Source organism: Streptomyces cyaneochromogenes, assembly GCF_003963535.1.
GTDB classification, from domain to species: domain Bacteria; phylum Actinomycetota; class Actinomycetes; order Streptomycetales; family Streptomycetaceae; genus Streptomyces; species Streptomyces shaanxiensis.
The window spans coordinates 5812879-5839006 of record NZ_CP034539.1; the positions used below are offsets into that span (position 1 = coordinate 5812879).

Sequence of the window (26128 nt, forward strand, 5' to 3'; positions counted from 1 at the left end):
GCGTATGCCTGGACGAAGGGTTGACCCGTCCGGTCGTATGCAGGGAATTCTCGTCACTTCATGCATTGGGGGGTCATCACAGCGCAACATCGACCGGCTAAGTTGGCCGCACACGGGGAACTCGGCAGGGTACGCAGGGGACGAGTGCTGGGAAGGAAGGCGCTGAATCTTGGGCAAGGTCGTGCTCGTGACCGGAGTGGCCCGTCAACTGGGGGGCCGGTTCGTACGACGGATCCAGCGTGACCCACAGGTGGACCGGGTGATCGCCGTGGACGCGGTGCCGCCCGAGCACCATCTGGGGGGTGCCGACTTCATCCAGGCCGACATCCGGCAGCCCACCATCGCGCGGGTGCTGGCCGAGAGCGGCGCCGACACCGTCGTGCACATGGACGTGACCGGAACCGCGCTCGGCAGCGGCAGCCGGACCACGGTCAAGGAAACCAACGTCATCGGGACCATGCAGCTGCTCGGCGCCTGCCAGAAGTCCCCCAACGTCAAGCGACTCGTGGTCAAGTCCAGTACGAACGTGTACGGATCCGCGCCCCGCGACCCGGCCGTCTTCACCGAGACGACCCCGCCCAAGTCCCTGCCCAGCGGCGGATTCGCCAAGGACGCGGTGGAGGTCGAGGGCTATGTGCGCGGGTTCGCGCGGCGGCGGCCGGACGTCGCCGTGTGTGTGCTGCGGTTCGCCAACATCCTCGGGCCGACCGCGGACACGCCGCTGGCCTCGTACTTCTCGCTGCCCGTGCTGCCGACCGTCTTCGGGTACGACCCGCGGCTGCAGTTCGTGCACGAGGACGACGTGATCGAGGTGCTGCGCATCGCCTCGCACGAGCCGGAGCGGGGCACGCTCAACAGCGGCACCTTCAACATCGCCGGCGACGGCGTCCTGCTGCTCTCGCAGTGCTCCCGAAGGCTCGGACGGCCCACCGTGCCGCTCCTGCTGCCCGCCGTGACGTGGGCCGGCTCCCTCGTGCGTACGCTGGGTATGTCGGACTTCTCGCCCGAACAGATCCGGCTGCTCACGCACGGCCGGGTCGTGTCGACGGACCAGATGCGCGAGACGCTCGGATTCAAGCCGAAGTTCACGACGGCGGAGACCTTCGCGGAGTTCGCGCGCAGCCGCGCACCGGGTCTGCTGCCGCCGGAGGCCCTTGCCGGGGCCGTCGACCGGATCGCCGCGCTGCCCGCCCTGGGCGGCGTCCACCCCCCGACGCAGAGCGCCAACTGAGGAGCGCATCAACGATGGCGGACGCCAAGGTCATTCCGTTCGACGACGACCGTTCCCGTGGAAGCGCCGTACAGCGGCCGTCGCGGCGCCGGAGCGCGGGGAATCGGCGCAAGAACGGTGAATCCGCGCTGGTACGCGAGGTCCAGCCCCTCCCGGGACGGTCCTTCGCGCAGGATGATGTTCCTGTGACACGTGAGGAACAGCCGCCCCAGAAGCCCCAGGACGACGGCGGCCTGGAGCGGCGTATCGCGAGCGGCCTGGCCTTCCTGCGCCGCCGCCTCACCGGGGACTACGACGTCGACGACTTCGGGTACGACGAGGAGCTCACCGACCAGGTCCTGATGTCCCTGCTGCGCCCGGTGTACGAGAAGTACTTCCGGGTCGAGGTGAAGGGCGTCGAGAACATCCCGTCCGAGGGCGGCGCGCTGATCGTCGCCAACCACTCCGGGACGCTGCCGCTGGACGGCCTGATGATGCAGGTCGCCGTGCACGACCATCACCCGGCGGGCCGCCATCTGCGCCTGCTCGCCGCCGACCTGGTCTTCATGCTGCCGGTGGTCAACGAGCTGGCCCGCAAGCTCGGCCACACCCTGGCCTGTGCGGAGGACGCCGAGCGGCTGCTGGGGCAGGGCGAGCTGGTCGGGGTGATGCCCGAGGGCTTCAAGGGCATCGGCAAGCCCTTCAGCGAGCGCTACAAGCTGCAGCGCTTCGGCCGCGGCGGCTTCGTCTCCACAGCCCTGCGCAAGGGCACGCCGATCATCCCCTGCTCGATCGTCGGGGCCGAGGAGATCTACCCGATGATCGGCAACGCGAAGACCCTCGCCCGCCTCCTGGGCTTCCCGTACTTCCCGCTGACCCCGACCTTCCCGTGGCTGGGCCCACTGGGCGCGGTGCCGCTCCCGACGAAGTGGACGATCCAGTTCGGCGAGCCGATCCCCACGGACGGATATCCGCCGGAGGCCGCCGAGGACCCGATGCTGATGTTCAACCTGACCGACCAGGTGAGGGAACAGATTCAGCACACGCTCTACAAGCTGTTGGTGCAGCGGCGGTCGGTGTTCTTCTGACGTCGGCCGATCCTTGGGCGCGGGTCGCTCGGAGCCGCCGGACGGAGTCCGGCGCAGCTGTTCGCAGCCTGCGCAGCAGTGCAAGGGCAGCAGACAGGAGGGGCCAAGCTGTTGGTGCAGCGGCGGTCGGTGTTCTTCTGACGTCGGCCGGATGGTGCTGACGGGAGAAGCGTTTGTGTGGCTTGTACGGCGATGGGGGCGCCCCTCCTGAGAGGGGCGCCCCCATCGCCGTACGACTCGCTGCTCCGCTGCGGCTAGTTCGCGTCCTCGCCGTCGATGCCCAGGCCGGGCAGGAGGCCCGGGAGGAGGGGCGGGAGGGTTACCGCGGGCTCGGTGCTCGGGGTTGAGGTGGATGGTGAGGTGCCGGTGCTGCCGGTGTCCTTCGGTGGGTCGAGCAGGCCGCCGGTGCTGCCGCCGAGCAGGCCCTCGCTCTCGCTTCCGGAGCTCTCGGCGGACTTGCTGGGGTTGCTGGACCGGTTGCCGTCGGAGGAGCCGCCGCCGGCGCTGGGGCGGGCCGAACGGTCGGAGCCGGACGTACCGGTGGACGACGATCCGGGACCGCCTCGCCGCTTGCCGTCGCCGCCCTGTTCCGGGGACGGTGGGAGGAGGGACTCCAGCGGGGCGACCTCTTCGTCTATGGCGTCGAACACCGACGACACGCGGTCACTGACGTCCCCGAGTTGGAGGGGAAGCCGCTCGCGCAGGTTGCCCCACGCCGCGCGGTGCGAGCGTGAGAAGGCGGAGAGGGCCTGGATGGGGCCCAGGGATCCGGGGTCGCGCTGGTACGCCTCGCTCAGCAGGCGATGTCCCTCCGAGGCGTCGTGCTGCATGCCGGACAGGGCGCGGCGGATCTCTGCCATCGACTCGTGGTCGAGCTGTCCGCCGCGGCCGCGCTCCATCAGCCGCCGGGCCTCGTTCAGCCGGGTGGAGGCCTGGTCGAGATAGGAGCGCCCGCGCTCGTCGTCGCCGTCGGCCAGGACGTTGAGCTTGAAGTCCTCGATGCCGCGCTTGAGCCCGTAGAGGGAGTCACCGGGCAGTGCGTCGGAACTCGCGGCGGCCACTCCGCCGAAGGCTCCGGCGGCGACACCTACGCTGAGCCCGCCCGCGGTGAGGCCTTTGGCGAGCCGCGAACGTGGTCGCAACTTCCCCAGTGGGGACGCCCGGTGAGCGCCCCGTGCCCGATCCGAACGTTGCCCTGGCAGGGCCGGTCCCGCGTCGCCCCCCGCGGTGCCCTCCTGCAGCATGGCCTCCATCGCGGCCACGAGCTGGGCCCGTTGAACGACCTTGACCTCGGGGTCGAGTACGGGCTTGGGAAGCTCGCCGAGCCCCTCGGTGAGGGCCAACAGGCGCCCCTGCTCGGTCTGTTCCGCAGCAGCCGGTGCCGGTGCCGATCCATCGGGCTGCTCGGCCTGCTCGGCCGCCGAGCCCCGGTCGGTCAGCTCCTCCAGGGCCTGGGCGAAGGCGTTCGCCCGCCGGTGTGCCGATACGTTCGCGATCACTGGCGGCACCTCCTCTCGTGATGACGGTCGGCTCCCCAGGGGGTCCTGAGGGTTGCACGCCCTGACCAGATCCACACGATCGAGTGATCGAAGTCGGCCAGGTAGTGACCACAGGGAGCCTGCATCCCGCACAACGAGCGGCTCGGCACTTGGGTTACGGACGGCGGATGAACGGACCGCGAAGTCAACCGACTTTCACCGAGGGTGAGTTGATGATTGCGGAGAGTGCTGGATCGGTACGGGTGACGCGCTCAGCGCACGTCGTCCGGAAGAAGCCGGGCGAGGGTGCGTACGGCCCGGTACTGGAGGGTCTTGATGGCGCCCTCGTTCTTGCCCATGACGCGGGCGGTCTCGGCGACCGAGAGGCCCTGGAGGAAGCGGAGGGTGACGCACTCCTGCTGCTGAGGGTTGAGCCGTCGTACGGCATCGAGGAGGGCGGCGTTGGAGAGGGACTCGAGGACGGAGTCCTCGGGGGAGCGCTCGACCTCGTTGGCGTCGAGCATCTCCCCGGTGGTCACCTCCAGCCGGAAGCGGCTGGACTTGAAGTGGTCGGCCACGAGGTTGCGGGCGATGGTGACGAGCCAGGCGCCGAAGTCCCGGCCCTGCCAGGTGAAGGTGCCGATCCGCCGAAGGGCCCGCAGAAAGGTCTCGCTAGTGAGGTCCTCGGCGGTGGCCTTCCCTCCGACGCGGTAGTAGATGTAGCGGTAAACGGTGTCGCTGTACTGGTCGTAGAGCCGTCCGAACGCGTCGGCCTCGCCGGCCTGCGCGCGTTCGACGAGATCCATCATTCGAGCGCTGTCGCTGTCCGCGGCGGGCCGTCGAGCGGTCGCCGCGCCGGCCGACCGCCCTCGTCTGCCGACGGCGGCGGTGCCGTCGGCGAGTGCGTAGCACGGGCCGACGGGCACGGTCGTTACGGCGAGGGCGGGGACGGCGTACGCGGTGGGGACGAAGCCGCGCAACAGGTCTTGGACCGTTGCGCGCAGCGTAGCCAGGCCCGAGGCGTCAACCCCGACGTGTGGGTACACGGGACTCCCAGAGGCAGAGCTTCCATCACGTGCAGTGCGGGACCGTTCACCCGTCGTAGCGACGGAGGGGTACCGGTTTGCGTCTGAGGAGAATAACGCTTCGTGCAGGCACTGCTACGCCCAGTTGCTCAAATCACCGATTGCGTCTCTTCTGTAACCTATTGACGGCGCATCAAGTGCCGCAGAGTGACCGCTTGTTGATCGAATCCGCCCGTGTTCCGGCTGACTCCGGGGCGTGTTGTGGCCGTGTGCAGCCAAGGGGACTGGACAGGGGATCGCGGGGGTATGGGGTGCGGATTGGCCGCATGGCCGGGCGTGGCCGAAAGCGCCGACCGGATGGAGCTGGGCCGGCCGGCGCTGAGGAGTGTGCGGTGTTCGAGAGGCGGAGGTGCTGGTGGGTGCGGGAGCGGGACGCGCGGCCCTACCGCCGGCGCCGGTGCAGCGCGATCGCCGCAGCCGTCCCCCCGGCCACCGCGCCCACCCCGGCCGCCGCCGGGATGCCGACCTTCGCCGCCTTGCGGCCGGTGCGGTAGTCGCGCAGGCGCCAGTCCAGTTTGCGGGCGTGCTTGCGGAGCTTGGAGTCGGGGTTGATGGCGTAGGGGTGGCCGACCAGGGAGAGCATCGGGATGTCGTTGTGCGAGTCGCTGTAGGCCGCGCAGCGGGAGAGGTCCAGCTCCTCCGCCGCGGCCAGGGCGCGCAGCGCCTCCGCCTTCGCGGGGCCGTGCAGGGGTTCGCCCACCAGCTTGCCCGTGTAGACGCCGTCCACGGATTCCGCCACCGTGCCCAGGGCGCCGGTGAGGCCGAGGCGGCGGGCGATCACCTGGGCGATCTCCACGGGGGCCGCCGTCACCAGCCACACCTTCTGGCCGGCGTCCAGGTGTGCCTGGGCGAGGGCTCGTGTGCCGGGCCAGATGCGCTCGGCCATGTACTCGTCGTAGATCTCCTCGCCGATCGACATCAGCTCGGAGACCCGGTGGCCCTTGACGATCGACAGCGCCGAGTCGCGCGCGTCCTGCATGTGTTCGGGGTCCTCGACGCCCGCCAGCCTGAACCACGCCTGCTGCCAGGCGAACCTGGCGAGGTCGCGCGTCTCGAAGAACTTCCGCTTGTACAGGCCCCGCCCGAAGTGGAACAGCGCGGCGCCCTGCATCACGGTGTTGTCCAGGTCGAAGAAGGCGGCGGCCTTCTCGTCGCCGAGTACCGGGAACTCCGGTTCCTCGGAGGAGTCCTCCGAGATCTCCGACACTGTCGCTTCCTGCGACGACTTGCGCGCTGCCTCCGCCGAGGCCTCGCCAGCCAACACGCTCCGCGCCGTGGCGGAGCGCCTACGGGGAGTGAGCCATCCAAGAGCGGCCATGACCGTGAGCATAGCCAGTTTGTTCGGTGCAACCGGAGTCGAGAGGTTTGAAGGTTGTGAACTCTCCGCGACCGCACAGTTAAACGGCGTGGCCGGGCGTGTTCGAGCCTGTGTGCGCCGGCGCGGGAGAATGGCTGACATGAGCCCCCTCTTTCGTCGCGGTACGGCCAAGTCGCCCCAGGAGCGGCTGGTCACACTCATCCGCAAACCCGGTTGTCATCTGTGTGATGACGCACAGATCGTGATCGAGAAGGTCTGCGGTGATCTCGGGGTTCCGTGGGAGCAGAAGGACATCTCCCAGGATCCCCAACTCCACGACCAGTACTGGGAACAGATCCCCGTCGTCCTCGTCGACGGGGCCCAGCACACGTTCTGGCGCGTGAACGAAGATCGCCTCCGCAAAGCACTGACCGGCTAGACGAAAGCACTGACCGAGTAGTCCAACTGGGACGGAAACTCGCTTAGGATCGACGGCGACTTGGTCTGGGGGGCGAGGATCGTTGAGGAGAGTGTGCGGTTTTGCCCCCGAAAGCAGAGGAACGGTGGTGCGTATGCGCCGGTTCCACAGCAGTGCGCCGGGCGTGCGTGAGCCCGGTCACGTTGGGCGGGCAAATCGGACACCATCTTTGTGCACGCGTTCACAAAGACATAGCCTGCATTCGACGGGGCGGTCTAGGTACGTGTGACCGCCTGCAGCCCCGCTCTACCCGCAGGAGCACCGTGGCAACTGGCCGAACACACCGACCGGCGACCCGTAGCCGAGGGATTCCCGAGGCCACCGTCGCCAGGCTTCCGCTGTACCTCCGCGCGCTGACCGCACTGTCGGAGCGCTCGGTACCCACGGTCTCCTCCGAGGAGCTCGCGGCCGCGGCGGGGGTCAACTCCGCCAAGCTGCGCAAGGACTTCTCGTACCTCGGGTCGTACGGAACGCGCGGTGTCGGCTACGACGTCGAGTATCTCGTCTACCAGATCTCCCGCGAACTCGGCCTGACCCAGGACTGGCCGGTTGTGATCGTCGGTATCGGCAACCTCGGCGCCGCCCTCGCCAACTACGGCGGCTTCGCCTCCCGTGGCTTCCGGGTCGCCGCGCTCATCGACGCCGACCCGGCCATGGCCGGCAAGCCCGTCGCGGGGATTCCCGTGCAGCACTCCGACGACCTGGAGAAGATCATCCAGGACAACGGCGTGTCCATCGGCGTCATCGCGACGCCCGCCGGTGCCGCCCAGCCGGTCTGCGACCGGCTCGTGGCCGCCGGGGTCACCTCCATCCTGAACTTCGCGCCGACCGTGCTGACCGTCCCGGACGGCGTCGACGTGCGCAAGGTCGACCTCTCCATCGAGCTGCAGATCCTCGCCTTCCACGAGCAGCGCAAGGCCGGCGAGGAGCACCCCGACGGCGCCGCGCCGCCCGCCGCCGCCCGCGAGGAGTCCGACGAATCCGCCGATCAGGGGCCCGACGGGGACGTACCCGCCGTGATGCCGGCATGAGTCTCCTCGTCGTCGGGCTGAGCCACCGCAGCGCCCCGGTCAGCGTCCTGGAGCGCGCGGCGCTGAGCGCGGACGCCCAGATCAAGCTGCTGCAGGACACGGTCGCCGCCGAGCCGGCCACCGAGGCCGCGGTCCTCGCCACCTGCAACCGCATCGAGCTGTACGCCGACGTGGACAAGTTCCACGCCGGTGTCGCCGAGCTGTCCACGCTGCTCGCCCAGCACAGCGGGGTGGGGCTCGACGAGCTGACGCCGTACCTCTACGTCCACTACGAGGACCGGGCCGTCCACCACCTGTTCTCGGTGGCCTGCGGGCTCGACTCCATGGTCGTCGGCGAGGGGCAGATCCTCGGGCAGATCAAGGACTCCCTCGCCAAGGCGCAGGAGCTGCACAGCGCCGGGCGGCTGCTGAACGACCTGTTCCAGCAGGCCCTGCGGGTCGGCAAGCGCGCCCATTCCGAGACCGGTATCGACCGCGCCGGACAGTCGCTGGTCACCTTCGGCCTGGAGCAGCTGGCCGCCGGGGCGGACGTCACGGCGTGGGCCCGCGGCAAGAGGGCTCTCGTCATCGGCGCGGGTTCCATGTCCTCGCTGGCCGCCGCCACGCTCGCGCGTGCCGGTGTCGCCGAGATCGTGGTCGCCAACCGCACCTACGACCGCGCCGAGCGGCTCGCCCAGATCCTCACCGAGGTCGACGGCACGGACGTGCCCGCCCGCGCGGTACCGATGGAGTCGGTGCCGGTCGAGCTGACACGTGCCGATGTCGCCGTCTCCTGTACCGGCGCGACCGGGCTCGTCCTCACGGCCGAGGAGATCGCCGCGGCGGTCGAGGGCCGTACCGGGCGGCCGGTCGCCTTCGACGAGGCCGACGGCGGTGTTCGTACGGCGGTCCAGGCGCCGGCCGCCAGGACGAGCGCCGACAGCCTGGACGCACCGCAGACGCCGCTGCCGCCCACCAGCGTCGGCACCGACGAGAACTGTCCGCTGGACCTCACCGCCGTGCAGGGAGGTTTCTCTGTCATGGGGGAGGCCGCCGTCGCCGGTATGGACGCGGCCACGCTGGAGCAGCACGCGGCCTGGGCGGCGGGCAGTGCCGTCGACCGGCGCGAGGCCTCCCGGCGCAGCCCCGAGGCCGACGCCGAGCTGATCACCGCGCTCGCCGCGACCGTGGCCACCGTCGGCCGGATCCCCGAGCGCCGCAAGCCCGAGCCGGTCGCCGAGGTGCCGCGCCCCGCGCCGGTGCTCTCCCTCCTCGACCTCGCCATGCCGCGTGACATCGACGCGGCCGTGCACCGGCTGGCCGGCGTGCGGCTGGTGGACATCGAGTCGCTGGCGGAAGCTTCCGCCGACGCTCCGATGGCGGCCGACGTCGACCAGGTCCGCCGTATCGTCTCCGACGAGGTCGCGGCCTTCGGGGCGGCGCTTCGGGCCGCGCACATCACGCCCACCGTCGTCGCACTGCGCGCGATGGCCGCCGATGTCGTGGCGAGCGAGATCGCCCGCCTCGAGGGGCGGCTGCCCGGGCTCGACGACAAGCACCGCGGCGAGATCACGCAGACCGTCAAGCGCGTGGTCGACAAGCTGCTGCACGCCCCGACCGTCCGGGTCAAGCAGCTCGCGGCCGAGCCCGGCGGCGCCGGTTACGCGGACGCGCTGCGGACCCTGTTCGACCTCGATCAGGAGACGGTGGCCTCCGTCTCCCGCGCCGAGGACAGCACCGAGAAGAACCGAGGCCCACGATGACTCAGCAGCCACTACGGCTCGGCACCAGGCGCAGCAAGCTCGCCATGGCCCAGTCCGGGCAGGTCGCGGACGCCGTGCGCCGGGTGACCGGACGGCCCGTCGAGCTCGTCGAGATCACCACGTACGGCGATGTCTCGCGCGAGGCCCTCGCGCAGATCGGCGGCACCGGCGTGTTCGTCACCGCCCTGCGCGACGCGCTCCTCAAGGGCGAGGTCGACTTCGCGGTGCACTCGCTGAAGGACCTGCCGACCGCGCAGCCGCAGGAACTGGTCCTGGCGGCCGTTCCCGTGCGGGAGGACCCGCGCGATGTGGTCGTCGCGCGCGACGACCTGAAGTTCACCGACCTGCCGCGCGGCGCGCGCATCGGTACGGGTTCGCCGCGCCGGATGGCCCAGTTGAACGCGTATGCCCGCGCCCATGGGCTGGACATCGAGGCGGTGCCGATCCGCGGGAACGTGGATACCCGGATCGGGTACGTGCGCGACGGAGAGCTTGATGCGGTGGTGCTCGCTGCGGCTGGGCTGCAGCGCATCGGCCGGATCGACGAGGTGACCGACTTCCTGTCGGTCGACACGGTTTTGCCCGCCCCCGGCCAGGGGGCACTGGCGATCGAATGCACCGCGGACAACGCGGATCTGATCGCCGCGCTCGGCGAGCTCGACGACCCGTTCACACGGGTCGCCGTCACCGCCGAGCGCTCACTGCTCGCCGCCCTGGAGGCCGGCTGCTCCGCCCCTGTGGGCGCGCTGGCCGACCTTCTGGCCGACGGGCAGATTGTCAAGGAAATGCGCCTGCGCGGCGTCGTCGGTACGACCGACGGCACGCGGATGGTGCAGCTGTCCACCACCGGTCCCGTGCCCGAGACGCACGACCAAGCGCTGGCGCTCGGTCGCGAACTCGCCACCGAGATGCTTGCCCAGGGCGCGGCCGGTCTGATGGGGGAGCGAGCACAGTGAGCCCCACCACCCTTCCCGCCGGCCTTGAACACGGGCACGTCACCTTCCTCGGTGCCGGACCCGGGGATCCGGGGCTACTGACTCTGCGCGCCGTCGAGGCGCTGGCGAACGCGGACGTACTCGTCGCCGAGCACGAGGTGCTCGACGTCGTACGCCAGCACGCCAGACAAGGCGTGGCCGAAGTGCACACGGACACGGGTCCTGAATCGGACCCCGTCCCGGGCACAGGCACGCCTCAGCTGGCGGTTGTTGACGGCGCGTCAACAACCGCTGGGCTACCCGCGGTGCGGGATGCCGCACATCTTGTCATGGAGGCCTCGCGGGGCGGCAGGCGGGTCGTGCGTGCCGTGTCCGGGGATCCCGGGCTCGACGCGTACGCCGCCGAGGAGATGCTGGCGTGTGCCGCGGCGGGCGTGCCCTTCGAGGTCGTGCCGGGTGTGGCGGCGGCCGTGGGCGTGCCCGCGTACGCCGGCGTGCCGCTGCGAGACGCGCAGGGCGCGGACGTTCGGTTCGTGGACGCGCGGACGGCGTCGGACCGGTGCTGGACCGAGGTGGGTGCCTCGGACGGGACCGTCGTGGTTTCGACGACGCTCGACGCTGTGGGTGCGGCTGCCGGTGAGCTGGTGTCGGCGGGGCGTAAGCCTGATACGCCGATGACGGTGACCGTCGCCGGTACGACCACGCGGCAGCGGACCTGGAGCGCGACCCTGGGGACCATCGCCCAGACGCTGAAGCAGGCCAAGGTGCTGCCCTCGCCGGAGGGCGGGCGGCCGGTGATAGCCGTGGTCGGTGAGCGGTCTGCCGCCGCGCAGCGCGACCAGTTGTCGTGGTTCGAGTCCAAGCCGCTCTTCGGGTGGCGGGTGCTCGTGCCGCGTACGAAGGAGCAGGCGGCTTCGCTCTCCGACCAGTTGCGGTCGTACGGGGCCGTGCCGCACGAGGTGCCGACGATCGCCGTCGAGCCGCCGCGGACGCCTCAGCAGATGGAGCGGGCGGTCAAGGGGCTGGTGACCGGGCGGTACGAGTGGATCGCTTTCACCTCCGTGAACGCGGTCAAGGCCGTGCGGGAGAAGTTCGAGGAGTACGGGCTTGATGCTCGGGCGTTTGCCGGGATCAAGGTCGCCGCGGTGGGGGAGCAGACGGCGAAGGCGCTGGTTGCCTTTGGTGTGAAGCCGGATCTGGTGCCGAGTGGGGAGCAGTCGGCTGCGGGGTTGTTGGAGGACTGGCCTCCGTACGACCCGGTGTTCGATCCCATTGACCGGGTGTTCCTGCCTCGGGCGGACATCGCCACGGAGACGCTGGTCGCGGGTCTGATCGAGCTGGGCTGGGAGGTCGACGACGTCACGGCCTACCGGACCGTGCGGGCCTCGCCGCCGCCGGCGGAGACCCGTGAGGCGATCAAGGGGGGTGGCTTCGATGCCGTTCTCTTCACGTCGTCGTCGACCGTGCGGAATCTGGTGGGGATCGCCGGGAAGCCGCACAACGTGACGGTGATCGCCTGTATCGGTCCTGCCACGGCGAAGACCGCTGAGGAGCATGGGCTCCGGGTGGATGTGATGGCTCCGGAGCCGTCCGTGCACAAGTTGGCCGAGGCGCTTGCCGAGTTCGGGATGCGGCGGCGGGCTGCGGCTGTGGAGGCTGGGGATCCGGTCACTCGGCCGAGTGAGCGGCGGCCGGGGGCTCGGCGGAGGCGGTCTACTACGTAGGGCTGGGGGCTGGGGGCTGGGGGCTGGGGGTGCGTGGGGGGCGGGTTTTCTTCGCCCCCGCCGCCCCTACCCGTCCCGTCCTCCAGGGGCTCTGCCCCTTCGACCCCGGGGCGTTTCTGGGGGCTGCGCCCCCAGACCCCCGCTTCGGCCCTTAAGGGGCCTCGTCCTCAAACGCCGGACGGGCTGAAAGGCCGGTGCCGGCGCCGAGAAGGCGCACGTCGGCGCCGGGGAGGCTTGCAGCCTCGGACGCCGGACGGGCCGTGAGCAGGGCGGTTGGCGTCGGTTTGGGTAGAGGGCGGGGCCGGTTCGGCCTCGCCCTCATTGTTTTCCGCCTGTGATGGGTGGTCAGCTCGGTGCCGCGGTGGGTGTCTCGTCGGCCTGGATGTCGAAGTTCATCTTGGTGCCCTCGACCGAGCTCACGGTCGCTGTGACGCCCAAGGTGGTGCCGTCGTCCGCGGTGAGCTTGCACCGGGTGGTCGTGCCGACCTTCGCGGGGACGTCCTCGGGGCACGTCACGTTCGGCTTCGGCTGGTTCGCAGTAGCAGCAAGCTTTTCGGCGACCAGATTCGCCAGCTTTTCCGCAGACATTTTCAGCTCGGGCTTTTCGACATTCACCGACGCGGAACAGCCTGTGAGCAAGGTGCCGACGGCCACGGCCGAGAGAATCGAACTTGCTGCGAACAGCCGGGGTGCGGCCATGGGGGACTCCATTTCGGATGAGCAAGACACAAATGACACGAAGCATACTGGCAGGATTCGGCTGTGGCATGAGATTGCCCTCGTTGCACCTCTGAAGTGCATCCTTGGCGCGCACGTCGGCGCCGGGGAGGCTCGCAGCATCTTCACCCATTCCCCACTCTTGCCGTAAATCGTGAACCAATCGTTGCGTCGAAGGTGCCGAGGGTGGAGTCGACTCCTTCACCGGTTCTTTCTTTGCGGCGCAAAAACGGTTTACCGATTGGCGCGTCTGTGCGACTTGGGGAATTTTCCTGGTGGTTTTGTGGACGTGTGCATCGGAGTGCCTTCGGCATTGTGATGGCGCAGGTGGGTGATATGTTTCGTCGCCGACGACAGTGCCAACATGCCTGCCTTTGGCGCGCATTCACGGGGGCGGTGATTCGAACATGAGCATGGATGGCTTTCGTGCTGATCCGGAAGAGCTCAGAGGTGGCGCTTCAGATATTCAAAAATGTCTGAATTCAGCCAGAGGTGCCGATTTCGGTGCACTGAATCGCGGTGTGGAAGAGTTTGGCAACCTGATCGTGTCCGGGAAATTCGAAAAATTCTGCGACACGTGGGACGTGGCCATCGGGGTCCTCGGGGAACGTTCGACCGACTTGGCGGACGAGCTCAAGAGGACGGCCGACAGCTATGAGCGATCGGATGCCGAGGCAGAGCGGCTGGTGAGTCCGCCCCACGCGGGACGGTAAGAACGGGGAACGGGCATGGCGGCTGAGCTGGGTGACACGAAAGACCCGAAGGAGCTGATCCCCGGTGACGCGGGGAATCTGAACAGTATCGCGCAGTCACTCAGGAAGTATTTCGGCAACTTCGAGGATGTCGGCGACGGGCTGGGCGGCGTACGCATTTCCGGCTGGACCGGGCCGGCCGGCGACGGATTCTCGGAAAAGCTCGCCGGTGAGAAGAAGAACTGGCTCTACGCGTCCGACCAGATGGCCGAGGCGGCCTCGACGATCAGCGCATATGCCGCGGCGCTGAGCGAGGCGCAGCGGCAGGCCGGAGAGGCGATCGCGCTGTGGGACGGTGGCGACAAAAGCCAGGCCGAGCTGATTTTGAACAATGGCCGGCAGTACCTTCGGGACGAAGGTGACAAGGCGGCGGAAAAGCTCAAGGAGCTGTCCGGCGACTCCGACAAGGCCCCGGACTGGCTGGCCCGGGCGGCGAAAACGGCCGAGAACCAGAAGGAATCTGGGAAATCCAGCTACGGCAAGGCCTGGCACGAGGTCCAAGCCGCAGATCTCAAGGGGGCGGAGCGTCGCACCTGGGGCACGCCCAACGGCCAGTCCGTCGAGGATCCCAACGCCAAACCCAAGGCGGGTCATGAGACCAAGCTGTGGGAAAGAAGCGCCGAAGCGGAGGCCTGGAAGGCCGAGGCCGAAGGCGAGTCCGAGTGGGCGGGCGGGAGGGCCGCGGGAAAGGCCGGCGTCCAGGTGCTCTCGGCGCAAGCCACCGCAGCGGCGTCCTTTGCCGAAGGCAGGATGCAGGTCGGAGCCAGTGCCGCTGCCAACCTCGTAGCGGGCTCCGCGGAAGGTGGCTGGGAGTCCGGCCCCGTGGCCCTCGGCGGTAAGGCCTCGGCATCCGTCGGCGCCGAAGCGTCCGCGAAGGCATCCGTGGGCAGGGACGGTGTGCACGCGGGCTTCGACGGATTCGCGGGCGCCAAGGCGGGCGTGGAGGGTCACGCCGACGTCGGCGGTATCGGGGCGGGCGGCTCGGCCGAGGTGCGTGCGGGAATCGGGGCCACGGCCACCTTTGACGCCGGCATGAAGGACGGCAAGTTCGTCATCGGTGGAGAACTGGGCGCCACATTGGGCATCGGAGGCAATGTCTCCGGGCAGGTCGAGGTCGACCCGGGTAAAGTGATTGATTCGGTCGGTGACATCGCGGACAAGGTCGGCCTCGATGACGTTGGCGACACGATGAAAGAGTGGAACCCCTTCGGCTGACATGTGCGCCGATTCCGCATACTGAGGGAGATAGTCCACCATGGCGACCACATTGCCGGTGAAGATCGAGTTTTCATTGCCGGAGGGATGGAAGCCGGCGCCGCCCGATGAGGTGGGTGCACCGGGAGTTGCCTTTGTCGCGCTCCATCCCGAGTCGCATGACGGGTTTACCGCGAATATCACGATCGCCGGTAAGTTTCGGGAAGACCTGGCTGACCTGGTTACCCTGGCGGAAGAGTCGGTCCAACGATTGAGCGAGGCGGCGACGGTGCGCGTGGCCAAGCGGGACCAGGGGGGAACGCCGGAGGCGCCTGCGCTCACCCAGACCCTCCGCCTGTCGGGCAGGCTGCGAGGGTTGCCCTTGGAGCTCGTGCAGAGCCAGGTCTACTTGACCATGCAGGATGTGCACGACCCGGCCAAGCGCGCTGTGCTTGAGTTCGCATTGACGGCCAAGTCGTCACAGCTTGATGCGGTCCAGGATGATTTCAAGGCATTCATCCGGTCGATTCGCCCTGCTCACCCATGAACTGCTTCGCTCAGGCCGAGTGCCATGTCTGTGCCGGTACTCGTTCCAGGACGTCGCACAGGTAGTTCAGCTTCGGATCGATCCCGTCCGGCCGCAGCCGTCCCTCGAACCATGTGATCAGCTCGTTCCCGTGGAAGCGGAGGGGCCCATCCTTGACCCGGGGGTCGGAAAGGAGGAACCGCAGCAGGTCGTCGGTCATCACTGTTCGCGCGAACGCCTCGTCGTCGGTGATGATGCGGAAGTCCTCGTCGAATTCGGGGTTTCCCAGCTTCACCTCGTTGTCGCCGAGGCCGAAGACGTTGTTGAACCGGTTGTCCGCCCGTTCCAGCGTGTTTGGCTGATCTACGATCATGCCAGGTGTGGGCGTCGGCGTCGTGAGCGTGAATGCGACGAAATAGCGATGGTCGTTCGTGCCGGCGTCCTCCGCGTCGAAATCGCGCGGGCGATACTCGAAGCAGCTGAAGGTGTGCCCCCTGAATTCGCCGTCGACGCGATCCCAAAGGTAGTGCCCCTTTGCCCGGAAGGGCGGCGCCCCCACGTAGCGTTCTGCCCCGCCGGGGATTTCCGCGGTGTAGTTCCAGCCGCGTTCCTGGGCGAACCGGACAAGCTCCGCTTGCTCTTGTTCGCTTCGCACGTCCCTTTTGTTCACGCGTCTGATGTTGTAAATGACGCCGATGATACCGGCGACCGTCACCAGGACCACGATGGTCGGCATGAGCACTTCCAGCACGTCTTCCATGCTGCATGAGTATGGCGTACGCCAGAACGCAGAGCACGTACGAGGTGGCCCGAGGGGTAACCTGCCGCTATTTGTTCGGATGTAGATGATTCGGTGACGGTGATGTGAGGGCGGTGTGTGTTATCGGCCGCCATTCCGATGTAAAATCTGCCTTTGTCCGTGCCGTAGCTGCGTTTAGCGCCTATACCGGGGCCACGGTGTGGCCGAATCGCAGCAGATCGGCCGGGTCGTAAGTCGACTTGTCCTTGCGCAGCCGGTCATAGACCTCCGGGCTCCACGCTCGCGCGCGGTCGGATTCGTCGCCGGGGGTGCCGTGGATGTTGACCATGGTGCGGCCCGTGCCGTAGGGGGACATCGCGTTGTGCAGGGCTCTGGTGGCCTGTTCTATGGCCTCGGCCGCCGGCGGGGCGGCCAGGACGCCCACCGTTTCCAGGAAGTAGTTCGCGTCGCGGGCGCAGATCGCGTCCTCCACGCGGGCGGGGCGGGAGAGGGCGCCGCCCATGTGGCGGATCTCCACCATGAGCAGGGGGCAGTCGGGGACTTCGGGGCCCACCTGGGCCAGGAAGGTGTCGATGGCCTCGGGGGTGAGGTCGGGCAGCAGGGCGCACGACTCGCGGGCGGGGAGTGGGTCCTGGGGTTCCATGTGGATGAGGTCCAGGGCCGCGTACGGCATCTCCTCCACCGTGTCGACCGTCACCGGGGCCGCCGCGCGGATCGGGGCCAGCAGGCGTTCGCCCTCGGCCGGGTCGCCGGGCCAGGCGATCGCGACGCGGGCCCAGAAGCCGCCGCGCAGGGGTTCGGGGATCTCCGGGATGGGCGGCAGACGGAGCAGGGTGAAGGCGCTGCACATCTCGTCCGGCAGTGTTCGGGTCCAGTCGGTCCAGGTGCGCAGCACGGGTTCGGTGTGCTCGCCCGGGTAATAGACGCCTCCGCCGAGAATCGTGGGCAGGGGGAGCAGTTCGCAGGTCATCGAGGTGACCACGCCTACGTTGCCCTTGCCGCCGCGCAGTGCCCAGAACAGCTCCGGCTCCTGGGTCGCGTCGCATTCGCGGAGTGTGCCGTCGGGGGTGACTACCTGGAAGGAGCGGACCAGGTCGGTCGCGTAGCCGTACGCCCGGCCGAGCACGGGCAGGCCGCCGCCCAGGCTGTAGCCGACCGCGCCGGCGTCCGTCGACGTGCCGCACAGTGCGGCGAGGCCGTGCGGTGCGGTCGCTTCCAGGACGTGCCGCCACTTCGCCCCGGCCGCGACGGTCGCAAGGCGCTGGTCCGGGTCGATGTGCACGTCCGTCATGCGGGCCGTGCTGATCAGCAGGCCGTGGTCGATGGGGAAGTTCGCGCCGTGGCCCGTCGCCTGGACCGCGACCGGAGTGCCGGTGGCCGACGCCCAGCGCAGGGCCGCCACGATGTCGTCGACGCCCGTCGCACCCACGACCACGTCGGGGGTGTGCAGCGCGGCCAGGTTGAAGCCGGTGACCTCTTCGGCGTAGCCGTCGTCGCCGGGGCGCAGGACCGGGCCGCGGATCTCGGAGAGGGCGAACAGGTCGGGGGTCTGGTGGAGATGGTGGGTGGCGGGCATCGCGTCCTCCGTGGTGGGGGTACGGAGGGACTGCGGCGGCACGTTCACCGAGGGGCGGGGCCGTCGGGGTCCTTGGGGTTGTGGCGGGGCTCTTGAGTTCTGAGGATTCTGTTTCAGGATGGACCCGGCGGGTGGGAGAGCGCATTCGGGCTGCTTTATGTTGCTTCCGGCTGCTTCAGGTCGTCGCCTGCCGCCTTGTGTCCGTCCCGACGTTTCGTCGGCAAAGGTGCTGCCGGGGCGGGCGTAGCGTAGGTGGCATGACGACGTACGGATCCTTCCCGGGCACGCGGCCGCGGCGTCTGCGGACCAGCCCTGCCATGCGGCGCATGGTCGCCGAGACCAGGCTGCACCCCGCCGACCTCATCCTCCCCGCCTTCGTGCGCGAGGGCGTCAGCGAGCCGGTGCCGATCGCCGCCATGCCGGGGGTGGTCCAGCACACGCGGGACAGTCTGAAGAAGGCCGCTGCCGAGGCCGTCGAGGCCGGTGTCTCCGGGATCATGCTCTTCGGCGTGCCGGAGGACGAGAAGAAGGACGCCCTCGGGACGCCGGGGACCGATCCGGACGGGATTCTGCAGGTCGCCCTCCGGGACGTGCGGGCCGAGGTGGGCGACGACCTTCTCGTCATGTCCGACCTGTGCCTCGACGAGACAACGGATCACGGGCACTGTGGCGTGCTGGACGCCGAAGGGCGTGTCGACAATGACGCCACGCTGGAGCGGTATGCCGAGATGGCGCAGGTGCAGGCCGACGCCGGGGCCCATGTGGTGGGGCCCAGCGGGATGATGGACGGGCAGATCGGCGTCATCCGTGACGCGCTCGATCAGATCGGGCGGGAGGACGTCGCCATCCTCGCCTACACCGCCAAGTACGCCTCCGCCTTCTTCGGCCCCTTCCGGGAGGCCGTCGCCTCCTCGTTGCAGGGGGACCGCAAGACCTACCAGCAGGACCCGGCGAACGTCCGGGAGTCGCTGCGGGAGCTGGCCCTCGACCTGGAGGAGGGCGCCGACATGGTGATGGTCAAGCCGGCCGGGCCCTACCTGGACATCCTGGCGCGGGTCGCCGACGCGGTGGACGTGCCGGTCGCCGCCTATCAGGTCTCCGGCGAGTACTCGATGGTCGAGGCCGCCGCCGAGAAGGGCTGGATCGAGCGGGACCGGGCCATCTTCGAGACGCTGACCGGCATCAAGCGGGCCGGCGCGCGCAACATCCTCACCTACTGGGCGACGGAGGCGGCGCAGAAGCTGGGCCGCGTCTGAGGCGACAGGCGACAGGCGGCGCGACGCAGGTACGGCGGCGCGGTCACGGACGGTCGGAGGTCGGCGGCGGCGTGGCCGTGGGGCTGGTCGGGGTCGACGGGCCCTCGTCGCGCAGGCCCTGGCCGTCCTCGCACGCGGTGAGCGTGAGCGCGGCGATCGCCACCAGCGTGGCGGCGAGGAGCCGGGTGCGGGGGTGACGGGTGGGGGGTGCGTCCGCGGACATGGGGTGGCCCTCTCCTTGGGTAGGGGGTGGGGTCGGGACTCAGCCTGCGTGATCATCCGTCCCGGGCGCCACCTTCGGCCGGGAATTCGGGACGCCGGAGTGATGGGACCGTCGCTGACCTGCAGGGACGGCATGTCCCGGAGCGTCGGCGTGGGACGCCGAGAGGTCGCGGACCTGGCGGTGGGTGCCCTCGGCGGTGGCCCTGAGGTCCGTATCCCGGAAAGCTGCTTGTAGGTGGCATGTAGTTCTCTACGCTGCCCGGCACGAGCCGTCGCACTCGTCGTCGTAGCCGAAGGAGCCGTGTCATGAGCGTGATCGAGTCCGCGCCCCACCCAACCCGGGCCGCCGTGCCGTCGCTTGCGGCGCGGGCCGCGTCGGTCGGTGGCTCGCCGGTGCGCGACATCCTCGCCGTCACCGCGCGCCCCGAGGTCATCAACTTCGCCGGTGGGCTGCCGGCGCCCGAGCTGTTCGACCGGGAGGGCATCGCGGCCGCCTTCCGTGACGTCCTCGCCGAGACTCCGGCGCGGGCACTGCAGTACTCCACGACCGAGGGCGAGCCCGGCCTGCGCAGCGGGCTCGCCGGGCGCATGTCGGCGCGGGGTCTCGCGACGGACGCAGACGACCTGCTCGTCACGACCGGCTCCCAGCAGGGGCTGTCGCTCCTCGCCACCGCGCTGTTGGATCCCGGGGACACGGTCCTCGTCGAAGACCCCTGTTATCTCGCGGCACTTCAGGTCTTCGGCCTCGCGGGAGCGCGGGTCGTGGCCGTGCCGGGCGACGCGGACGGGGTGGACCCGCGGGCGCTGGAGGAACTGGTGGCGCGCGAGCGGCCGAAGCTCTTCTACACCGTGCCGACCTTCCAGAACCCGACCGGCAGGACCCTGCCCGCCGAACGCAGGGTGGCCGTCGCGCAGGTCGCCGCCCGGGCCGGGGTGTGGATCGTCGAGGACGACCCGTACGGCGAACTCCGCTACGAGGGCGAGCGCGTGCCCTGGATCGCCTCCTGCCCGGGCGCCGAGGACCGCACGGTGCTGCTCGGCTCCTTCTCCAAGGTGATGGCGCCGGGGCTGCGGCTGGGCTGGCTGCGCGCACCGGCCGGCCTGCGGCGCGCCTGCGCGGTCGCCAAGCAGGCCGCCGACCTGCACACCCCGACCGTCAACCAGCTCGCCGCCGCCCGCTGCCTCACCGGCCTCGACGCCCACGTGGCCCACGTCAGGGACGTCTACCGCGAACGCCGTGACGCCATGCTGGCGGGGCTGGCGCAGGCGCTGCCGGAGGGGTCGAGCTGGAACCGGCCCACGGGCGGCATGTTCCTCTGGGCCCGCCTGCCGGAGTCGTACGACACGACGGCCCTGCTGCCGGAGGTGGTGCGGCACGATGTCGCCTACGTGCCCGGGGCGCCCTTCTATGCCGGTGAGCCCGACCGCTCGACGATGCGGCTGTGCTTCGTGACGCAGACGCCGCAGGACATCGGGGAAGGTCTGAGGAGGTTGGGGGACGGGCTGCGCCAGGCTCAGGCCACAGCCGCTTCACCCCACCCCGGCAGCACTCGCCTCCCCTCGTCCTCGGTCAGTCCCACCAGAAGTGCCAGACCGGCTGGTTGAGGAGCTGGTTCTCGGCGTAGGCGCGGACGGTGGTGTCGCCGCCCTGCCAGATGTTGTCCGGGCAGAACGCGAAGTGCTCGGCGGCGATGGCCTCCGCCTCGGCCAGGGTGGTCGGCGGGTACGCCACCGAGGCGAGGAGGTGGTCGAAGCCGAGCGCCACCACGCGTATGCCGAAGCGGTCCTCCCAGGAGCGCAGCACCGCGCAGAGGCGGGCGGTGTCGTTCTCGTGGTTCATCGGGCCGCTCCAGCCGATCGCCGCCGGAATGTCCGCGCTGCGACGGGCCGGGACCAGGGCGAGGCGGGGGTCCTTCAGGGGGCCGCCGCTGTCGACGAGGGCGTCCGCGATGCCGGTGGCCACGGCGTCCGGGTCGGGGGCGGAGTCAGCGGCGGAGGCGAGGCCGGCGGGGGTGGCGGCCAGGCCGGGCCATTCCGCGTCCTCCTGCGTCGCGCACGCGTACCAGAAGTCCTCCAGCACCTCCTCCGCGTCGTGGTCTCCCGGGTACGACATCTCCCCGGGCATCAACTCCCAGCCCTCCGGGGCGCCCTGGCTTCCGCCCGCGTCGATGACGACCGGCAGCAGTCCGCCCGTGTGCCGCGCCGGCTCCAGTGCCGCCCAGGCGCCGGGCGCCGCCGGATCGTCAGCCAGCCACAGCAGCGGCTCGTGCCAGGGGCCCTCGTCAGTCGCGTCGAGGAGTCTGCCGGGCGGGAGTCGCAGGCCCAGCGCGGTGCCCGTGGGGTCGGTGGCCAGCTTCGGCAGGGGGTTCGGAAGTGTCGCCATGTCCGTGACTGTAGGCGGTGGCACTGACAATGGGCCCCGCCCTCACCTGGGCACCCTGGCGTCGAAGCATTCCCCCTCGCTGCCCGCCGCGGGCCGGAAGCAGGCCCGGACGACGGTGCCGGGGTGAGCCGCGGTCATGGGGGTGTAGACGTAGGAGTCCGCGTCGATGGCGTCCTGGACCTCGGCGCTGCGGACCGGGCCCCCACGTTCCTCAGGACCGCCGGGATCCGCACGGCCGCCCGCCGTCATCTCGATCCGGTCCCCGACCCGCGTCCCCCACATACGGGCCCAACTCGTCCCGCACTCCTCGCTGTAGCGCAGTTCCATCCAGGCTCCGGTGGCCGTGCGGTGCGTGGAGACGGTCGTCGGGGCGGCGGCGCACTTCATCTGCATCGGGCTCTGGCCCTCGCAGACCGCTCCACGGCAACGCGGACCGGTCGCGGCCGGGGACAGGGGCAGGGACGACAGCGGTTCGCCGTCCCGGTGCGACAACAGAAGGGCCACAGCCGCCAGGCACCCGACGGCCACCGCGCACACCGAGGCGAGCACGGCCATGGCCGCCGCGCTCCGGTGCCAGGGGCCGGCCCCCGCAGTGCCCGCGACAGTGCCTCCGGCAGGCGGGAACTCCTGCGGGGACTGGGGCGGGGACCCGGGCGGAGGCGGGGGCGAGTCCGGGGACACGGACAGGGACGCCGCAGGGCCCGGGTGTGGGGCAGCGACCGGGGGCAGGGCAGCGACTGGGGGCAGGGCAGAGCCCTCCGCCTCCGCGATCTCCCACAGCGCCAGACACCGCCCCTCCGCCTCGCCCGCGAGACGGCACAGCTTGCGCACCGCGTCGCGCGGGGGCAGCGTCCGGCCGTTGAGGTAGCGGTCCCAGGAGGACTTGCTGTACGCGGTCTTCGCCGCGAGGCCGACCAGGCTCAGCCCGGTGCGGGCCTTCAACTCCCGCAGCGCGACGGCCAGTCGGGCCCGTTCCGGCGAGGTCGCCGTCATCGCCGTAGAGCCTTCCAGGTGTGCGGCCCGACGATGCCGTCCACGACCAGCCCCGCCCGCTTCTGCAACTGCCGGACCGCGCCTTCCGTCACCGGGCCGAAGATCCCGTCGATGCCGCCCGGCGAGATGCCCGCCCTGCGCAGCAGACACTGCGCCTCGGCCACCTCCGGACCGGCGTGGCCGTAGGCCACAACGGCCTCCTGGGTGCGGCTGTTGCCCGCGTACCAGCGGCCGTCGATCCGCTCGACACGGCAGGCGTACGGGGGTGTCGATGAGGTGGGCATGGCGGGCGCGGCGACGGGAGCCGCCGACTCCTCCGGCTCGCCGCCGCCCAGCCGTACGACGAGAAGGACCGCCGTTGAGAGGGCCAGCACCAGTGCCACAGCCCCCGCCACGAGCGCGACGAGCAGCGAACCCCCGGGCCGCCGTGGCCCGTTGACCTCGGCGGACAGGACCTCCGGCGCTGTTGCCGTCGGCTCCGGTACGGGCGGCGGGTACACGTCCGCGGCGGTCACGTCCCCGCGTCTCCTCGCCCACGCCTCCGCGGCGACCTCGTGCAACGCCAGCAGCCGGGTCGGATCCTCGCCCCCGATCCGGGCCAGTGCCTCGACGGCCTCCCGGGGCGCGAGCGACCTGCCGCCCAGATACCGTTCCCAGGACTTGGGGCTGTACTCCGTCCTCGCCCCCAGCTGCCGCAGGCTCAGCCCGCTGTGATCCTTCAGCCGGCGCAGCCGCACCACCAACTGCCGCACGCGCGGATCCAGTTCCGCGGGCAGCACTGCCCAACGCGACATGTTCCCCCCACTCGCGTTCACGGTCCGGGCCCGCGGTCCGTGGTCGGCGTCCCCCGTGCCCTGTCGCATTCTGCATCAGCATCCGCGGCCCGCACCGCAAGCCGGTCAAGCCGGTACCCGGGCTGGTACGGAAATCGGCCACCGTCCGTCCCGCGTGTGTCCCGCCGTGCCGTCTCGGCGTGTGGCGTCCCCGCAGGTCAGTGGGCGGGACGTCCCGCCATGACGTCACTTGCGCCGCGCCTGTGGCGGGCCTCGCCGCAGGCCCCGCACTCTCGTTCCGCCAGCCAGGCGGCATGTGCCGCCACCCGACCCGCATGAGCCGGAGTGAGAGGGAAGCGTATGCGACCGAATGTCTGGACCAGGACCCTCGTCAGCGTCAGTGCCGTAGTCGGCCTCGCCGCCGGAAGCCTCGCGACCGCGGGCACCGCTTTCGCAGCGCAGGACGCGAAGCCGGCCGTGAGCTCCGAGGTCTCCGTCCTCGCGGTGAACAACCTCGGTCTGACCGCCGCCGAGGCCAAGAAGGTCCAGGCCTGGCTGAAGCAGTACTGGGGCTACACCGGCGCGATCGACGGGCAGCTCGGCACCAACAGCTGGAAGGCGTTCCAGCGCTGCCTCAAGCAGTACTGGGGCTACACCGGTGAGATCGACGGCATCGTCGGCCCCAACACCATCAAGGCCCTCCAGCGCCTGCTGAAGGCGCACTGGGGCTACACCGGCGAGATCGACGGCATCGCCGGCTCCGGCACCAAGGCCGCCTTCAAGCGGTTCGCCAACGGCGGCTAGCGGCTCGAACGCGGCCCCACTCGGGCTCGCACGCAGGCCCCACTCGGGCCCGAACGCAGGCCCCCACCCGGGCCCGACGTAACCCCACCCGGGCCCGAACACACGCGGCCCGTCCTCTCCGCGGGGGAGAGGACGGGCCGCAGGCGTTCCTTCAGGCGCTCAGAGCCGCTCGGGCGTCCGGATGCCCAGCAGGGCCATGCCCTGGTGCAGGGTCCGGGCCGTCACGTCGCACAGGAACAGACGGTTCTCGACCTGGGCGGGGGTCTCCGCCTTCAGCACCGGGCACTGGTCGTAGAACGTCGTGTACAGCGACGCCAGCTGGTACAGGTACGCCGCCAGCTTGTGCGGCGCGTACTCCGCCGTCGCCTCCGCCAGCAGCTCCCCGAACGCGTCCAGGTGCAGGCCCAGCGCCCGCTCCGCCGGGGCGAGTTCGAGCTCCGGGTGCGCGACCGGGCCCGCGCCCTCGGCCTTGCGCAGGATCGACTTGATACGGGCGTACGCGTACTGCAGATAGACCGACGTGTCGCCGTTCAGCGACACCATCTGGTCCAGGTCGAACTTGTAGTCACGGTTCGCCGACGTCGACAGGTCCGCGTACTTCACGGCGCCGATCCCGACGTACCGGCCGTTCTCGACGATCTCCTCCTCGGTCAGGCCCACCCGCTCGGCCTTCTCGCGGACGACGGCGGTGGCCCGCTCGACGGCCTCGTCGAGGAGGTCCTCGAGGCGTACGGTCTCGCCCTCACGTGTCTTGAACGGCTTGCCGTCCGCGCCGAGGACCGTGCCGTATCCCATGTTGTGCGCGGTGACCTCGTCGCTGAGCCAGCCCGCGCGGCGGGCCGTCTCGAAGACCATCCTGAAGTGCAACGACTGACGTACGTCCACGACGTAGAGCAGCGTCGTCGCCTTCAGGTCGAAGACACGGTCGCGGATCGCGGTCAGGTCGGAGGCGGCGTAGCCGAAGCCGCCGTCGGCCTTCTGCACGATCAGCGGGACCGGCTGGTCGTCCTTGCCGCGGATCTCGTCGAAGAACACCACGAGCGCGCCCTCGGAGCGCACCGCTACGCCCATCTCCTCCAGGAGGCGGGCGGTCTCCGGCATGCCCTCGTTGTACGCGGACTCGCCGACGATCTCCTCGTCACGGACCTCCATGTCCAGCTTCTCGAAGACCGAGTAGAAGTAGACCTTCGACTCGTCGACGAACTGCTGCCACAGTTCGAGGGTCTCCTTGTCGCCGGACTGGAGCGCCACGACCCGCTTGCGCGCCCGCTCCTTGAACTCCTCGTCCGCGTCGAAGACGGCCCGCGAGGCCTTGTACACCCGGTTCAGGTTCGACATGGCCTGCTCGCCGTCGACCTCCGCCGCGGGAGCCAGCTCGCCGGGGTGCTCGAACAGGTACTGGATGAGCATGCCGAACTGGGTGCCCCAGTCGCCGATGTGGTGCCGGCCGATCGTCCGCTCGCCGGTGAAGTCGAGCATGCCGCGCAGGGCGTCGCCGATGACCGCGGAACGGAGGTGGCCGACGTGCATCTCCTTGGCCACGTTGGGCTGGGCGTAGTCGACGATGGTGACGCCGGGGGTGTCCTTGCGGGGGACGCCGAGGCGTTCGGTGTCCGCGTAGCGCGCCGCGAGGTTCTGAGTGATCGCCTTGTCGGAGATCGTGATGTTCAGGAAGCCGGGGCCGGAGACCTCGACGTCCTTGATCACGTCGCCGGACTCGATCTGTGCGACGACCTGCGTGGCGAGTTCTCGGGGGTTCGCCTTCGCCTTCTTCGCGAGGGCCAGGATCCCGTTGGCCTGGTAGTCGGCCCGATCGCTACGTCGCAGCAGCGGGTCGACTCCGTCGGTTTCCGGGAGAGCGGAAGTGAGGGCGTCGGTGAGGCGCTGGTGGACGAGATCGGTGAGCGACGTGACCGAGGTCATGGGGTGGGAGCCGTTCTCCTCGTGGGTTTGTTTCAGACGTGGCCAGTATCCCATGGGGGGTAAAGCGGATTTTGCGGCTACGAGCTCGGGGCGGGTGCGGTGCTTTGCCGGGTGCAGGCCGTGTGTGGCTGGTCGCGCAGTTCCCCGCGCCCCTCGATAAGCGGCTGCGCCGCTTATCGGG

General features: G+C 70.0%; 24 protein-coding genes. 13 read left to right on the top strand and 11 right to left on the bottom strand.

Annotated elements, in window-relative coordinates; all coding sequences use genetic code 11:
• Positions 1-169: 169 nt before the first annotated feature.
• Both EJ357_RS26450 and EJ357_RS26455 read left to right on the top strand, forming a co-directional pair.
• The gene (locus tag EJ357_RS26450) at positions 170-1231 is read left to right on the top strand and encodes an NAD-dependent epimerase/dehydratase family protein (protein WP_126394066.1); all 1062 of its coding nucleotides are present in this window, start codon (positions 170-172) and stop codon (positions 1229-1231) included.
• Positions 1232-1245: 14 nt separating this feature from the next.
• Positions 1246-2298 carry a lysophospholipid acyltransferase family protein gene (locus tag EJ357_RS26455; RefSeq protein ID WP_126394067.1) on the top strand — a complete coding sequence of 351 codons (1053 nt, stop codon included), beginning with the start codon at positions 1246-1248 and terminating at the stop codon, positions 2296-2298.
• Between the two features lie 254 nt (positions 2299-2552).
• On the opposite strand, the gene EJ357_RS26460 is transcribed toward EJ357_RS26455, so the two are convergent.
• The 3 genes from EJ357_RS26460 to EJ357_RS26470 all read right to left on the bottom strand — a co-directional run bounded on the left by EJ357_RS26460 (position 2553) and on the right by EJ357_RS26470 (position 6179).
• Positions 2553-3797 (bottom strand): DUF5667 domain-containing protein, encoded by a 1245-nt coding sequence (locus EJ357_RS26460; RefSeq protein WP_126394068.1) that lies wholly within the window; start codon positions 3795-3797, stop codon positions 2553-2555.
• Positions 3798-4048: 251 nt separating this feature from the next.
• Complete coding sequence (locus EJ357_RS26465; protein WP_126394069.1) at positions 4049-4822, bottom strand: ECF subfamily RNA polymerase sigma factor, BldN family; 774 nt, start codon at positions 4820-4822, stop codon at positions 4049-4051.
• Positions 4823-5243: 421 nt separating this feature from the next.
• On the bottom strand, positions 5244-6179 hold the full coding sequence (locus EJ357_RS26470; RefSeq protein WP_126394070.1) for an HAD family hydrolase: 936 nt from the start codon (positions 6177-6179) through the stop codon (positions 5244-5246).
• Between the two features lie 130 nt (positions 6180-6309).
• On the opposite strand from EJ357_RS26470, the gene EJ357_RS26475 reads away from it, so the two are divergent.
• The 5 genes from EJ357_RS26475 to EJ357_RS26495 all read left to right on the top strand — a co-directional run bounded on the left by EJ357_RS26475 (position 6310) and on the right by EJ357_RS26495 (position 12068).
• Positions 6310-6597, top strand: coding sequence for a glutaredoxin family protein (locus EJ357_RS26475; RefSeq protein WP_126400062.1), 288 nt, complete (start codon positions 6310-6312; stop codon positions 6595-6597).
• A 302-nt stretch (positions 6598-6899) separates the two neighbouring features.
• Positions 6900-7667 (top strand): redox-sensing transcriptional repressor Rex, encoded by a 768-nt coding sequence (locus EJ357_RS26480; RefSeq protein WP_126394071.1) that lies wholly within the window; start codon positions 6900-6902, stop codon positions 7665-7667.
• The gene (locus tag EJ357_RS26485) at positions 7664-9409 is read left to right on the top strand and encodes a glutamyl-tRNA reductase (RefSeq protein WP_126394072.1); all 1746 of its coding nucleotides are present in this window, start codon (positions 7664-7666) and stop codon (positions 9407-9409) included. The genes EJ357_RS26480 and EJ357_RS26485 overlap by 4 nt, the downstream gene beginning before the upstream one ends.
• Positions 9406-10365, top strand: coding sequence for a hydroxymethylbilane synthase (hemC, locus tag EJ357_RS26490; RefSeq protein ID WP_126394073.1), 960 nt, complete (start codon positions 9406-9408; stop codon positions 10363-10365). The genes EJ357_RS26485 and hemC overlap by 4 nt, the downstream gene beginning before the upstream one ends.
• Entirely contained in the window at positions 10362-12068 is a 1707-nt protein-coding gene (locus EJ357_RS26495; protein ID WP_126394074.1) for a bifunctional uroporphyrinogen-III C-methyltransferase/uroporphyrinogen-III synthase, read from the top strand. Before hemC ends, EJ357_RS26495 begins: the two co-directional genes overlap by 4 nt.
• Before the next feature lie 345 nt (positions 12069-12413).
• On the opposite strand, the gene EJ357_RS26505 is transcribed toward EJ357_RS26495, so the two are convergent.
• Positions 12414-12767, bottom strand: a complete 354-nt coding sequence (locus EJ357_RS26505; protein WP_126394076.1) for a DUF4333 domain-containing protein — start codon at positions 12765-12767, stop codon at positions 12414-12416.
• A gap of 425 nt (positions 12768-13192) precedes the next feature.
• Here EJ357_RS26505 and EJ357_RS26510 point away from each other — a divergent pair, with 425 nt between their 5' ends.
• From EJ357_RS26510 to EJ357_RS26520, 3 genes are read left to right on the top strand one after another with little or no spacing between them, the layout of a single operon-like run.
• Positions 13193-13498, top strand: coding sequence for a hypothetical protein (locus tag EJ357_RS26510; protein WP_126394077.1), 306 nt, complete (start codon positions 13193-13195; stop codon positions 13496-13498).
• Positions 13499-13513: 15 nt separating this feature from the next.
• On the top strand, positions 13514-14752 hold the full coding sequence (locus tag EJ357_RS26515; protein WP_126394078.1) for a putative T7SS-secreted protein: 1239 nt from the start codon (positions 13514-13516) through the stop codon (positions 14750-14752).
• A gap of 40 nt (positions 14753-14792) precedes the next feature.
• Entirely contained in the window at positions 14793-15278 is a 486-nt protein-coding gene (locus tag EJ357_RS26520; RefSeq protein ID WP_126394079.1) for a hypothetical protein, read from the top strand.
• Positions 15279-15288: 10 nt separating this feature from the next.
• Here the strand turns inward: EJ357_RS26520 and EJ357_RS26525 are convergent, their stop codons facing one another.
• Together EJ357_RS26525 and EJ357_RS26530 are read right to left on the bottom strand one after the other, a co-directional pair.
• Entirely contained in the window at positions 15289-16017 is a 729-nt protein-coding gene (locus EJ357_RS26525; protein WP_126394080.1) for a hypothetical protein, read from the bottom strand.
• Positions 16018-16198: 181 nt separating this feature from the next.
• Positions 16199-17593, bottom strand: a complete 1395-nt coding sequence (locus EJ357_RS26530) for an FAD-binding oxidoreductase (RefSeq protein ID WP_126394081.1) — start codon at positions 17591-17593, stop codon at positions 16199-16201.
• Positions 17594-17850: 257 nt separating this feature from the next.
• On the opposite strand from EJ357_RS26530, the gene hemB reads away from it, so the two are divergent.
• Positions 17851-18849, top strand: a complete 999-nt coding sequence (gene hemB, locus EJ357_RS26535) for a porphobilinogen synthase (protein ID WP_126394082.1) — start codon at positions 17851-17853, stop codon at positions 18847-18849.
• 43 nt (positions 18850-18892) lie between these two features.
• On the opposite strand, the gene EJ357_RS26540 is transcribed toward hemB, so the two are convergent.
• Positions 18893-19072, bottom strand: a complete 180-nt coding sequence (locus EJ357_RS26540; protein ID WP_126394083.1) for a hypothetical protein — start codon at positions 19070-19072, stop codon at positions 18893-18895.
• Positions 19073-19377: 305 nt separating this feature from the next.
• On the opposite strand from EJ357_RS26540, the gene EJ357_RS26545 reads away from it, so the two are divergent.
• Positions 19378-20676 (top strand): aminotransferase-like domain-containing protein, encoded by a 1299-nt coding sequence (locus tag EJ357_RS26545; protein ID WP_126394084.1) that lies wholly within the window; start codon positions 19378-19380, stop codon positions 20674-20676.
• On the opposite strand, the gene EJ357_RS26550 is transcribed toward EJ357_RS26545, so the two are convergent.
• From EJ357_RS26550 to EJ357_RS26560, 3 genes are read right to left on the bottom strand one after another with little or no spacing between them, the layout of a single operon-like run.
• Positions 20642-21454 carry a DUF4253 domain-containing protein gene (locus tag EJ357_RS26550; RefSeq protein WP_126394085.1) on the bottom strand — a complete coding sequence of 271 codons (813 nt, stop codon included), beginning with the start codon at positions 21452-21454 and terminating at the stop codon, positions 20642-20644. The two genes, EJ357_RS26545 and EJ357_RS26550, sit on opposite strands and share 35 nt — an antisense overlap.
• Positions 21455-21496: 42 nt before the next feature.
• Complete coding sequence (locus tag EJ357_RS26555) at positions 21497-22447, bottom strand: helix-turn-helix domain-containing protein (RefSeq protein ID WP_126394086.1); 951 nt, start codon at positions 22445-22447, stop codon at positions 21497-21499.
• On the bottom strand, positions 22444-23241 hold the full coding sequence (locus tag EJ357_RS26560) for a peptidoglycan-binding protein (protein WP_126394087.1): 798 nt from the start codon (positions 23239-23241) through the stop codon (positions 22444-22446). Before EJ357_RS26560 ends, EJ357_RS26555 begins: the two co-directional genes overlap by 4 nt.
• Positions 23242-23580: 339 nt before the next feature.
• Between EJ357_RS26560 and EJ357_RS26565 the strand changes: the two genes are divergently transcribed.
• A complete protein-coding gene (locus EJ357_RS26565; protein WP_126394088.1) occupies positions 23581-24024 on the top strand; it encodes a peptidoglycan-binding domain-containing protein in 444 nt (147 codons plus the stop codon).
• A 159-nt stretch (positions 24025-24183) separates the two neighbouring features.
• On the opposite strand, the gene argS is transcribed toward EJ357_RS26565, so the two are convergent.
• Positions 24184-25947 (bottom strand): arginine--tRNA ligase, encoded by a 1764-nt coding sequence (gene argS, locus EJ357_RS26570; RefSeq protein WP_126394089.1) that lies wholly within the window; start codon positions 25945-25947, stop codon positions 24184-24186.
• Positions 25948-26128 lie beyond the last annotated feature (181 nt).